Source organism: Camelimonas fluminis (assembly GCF_014656355.1).
Classification (GTDB): Bacteria; Pseudomonadota; Alphaproteobacteria; order Rhizobiales; family Beijerinckiaceae; genus Camelimonas; species Camelimonas fluminis.
Map to the genome: position 1 here is coordinate 1 of NZ_BNCG01000143.1, position 1006 is coordinate 1006.

Genomic DNA, 1006 nt, shown 5'->3' on the forward strand with positions numbered 1-1006 from the left:
GGGTGCTAAACGCTACCGCACTGGTCGCGGCGGTTGGTTCCGCAACAACATTCGGGACAGGGCGTGACCTGGCCGCATGGCTCGGGCTCGCGCCCCTTCAGGTCACCCCAGGCGGCAGGTCGAGGTTGCTGGGGATCACCGCGCGGCGACTGCTATCTGCGAAAATTGCTGATCCAGGGCGCCCGTTCCGTCATGCCGGTGCTGGCGAAGAGCGATACAGAGACCGGGTTCTGGCTCCGAGGGCTTCTGGCTCGCAGCCACCCCAATGTGGCGGTCGTCGCGCTCGCGGCCAAGATGGCGCGTATTGTCTGGGCTCTGCTGCGCCATAAGGAAAGCTACCACATCATGCCAGCGAAGGTGGCTTGAGAGACTGACCGAAATCGCGCCCGGCGGGACGCCTCCGGGCGCCAAAAGCTGCGAGCGGTGAAAAAAGATGGCCTGACAGTCGATCGGCGTTCCACAAGCCCTGACGGAAAATGACCTTCGAGGCCGGCCCTTTTATGAGGACTGGGACGCACGGATCTCCATCATGGCGGCGGCCCTCATGCCGATATGCCGGATACGTTTATGCAGACTGCTCACGCCACTGACCGTCACTACTTGCAACGGGGCTGGCCATACGTTTCCCGTCGCCCCGTGCTGGTGGACGCGGACGCAGGTGGAGTCGATCATGACGATATCGTTCTCGTAAGCGCCCGAGACCGTTTCGAGAAGCCGATCCCATACTCCGGCTTTTCGCCACCGGACAAATCGGTTGTAGCAGGTCGTGCAGGGGCCGTAGCGCTCAGGTATCTTCGCCCCACGGCGAGCCAGTGCGAAACCGCCACAGGATGCCGTTGCGCACGCGCCTGTCGTCAACGCGCGGAACACCACGCGGCTTGTTGGGCAAAAGTGGCTCTGAAATCGTCCATTCATGGTCGGTCAGTTCGTAGTGACGACGGCTCATCAAGGCTCCCCACAATCAGGCGTCTTGAATCATTAAGCGGCTAAAACGCCAACAACTTTA

2 pseudogenes are annotated in these 1006 nt (G+C 61.5%); one reads left to right on the forward strand and one right to left on the reverse strand.

Annotated elements, in window-relative coordinates:
• Positions 1-366 (forward strand): annotated as a pseudogene (locus IE243_RS22855) (transposase); the annotation flags it as partial.
• A 258-nt stretch (positions 367-624) separates the two neighbouring features.
• Here IE243_RS22855 and IE243_RS22860 read toward each other — a convergent pair.
• Positions 625-946, reverse strand: a pseudogene (locus tag IE243_RS22860) (IS5 family transposase); the annotation flags it as partial.
• Positions 947-1006 lie beyond the last annotated feature (60 nt).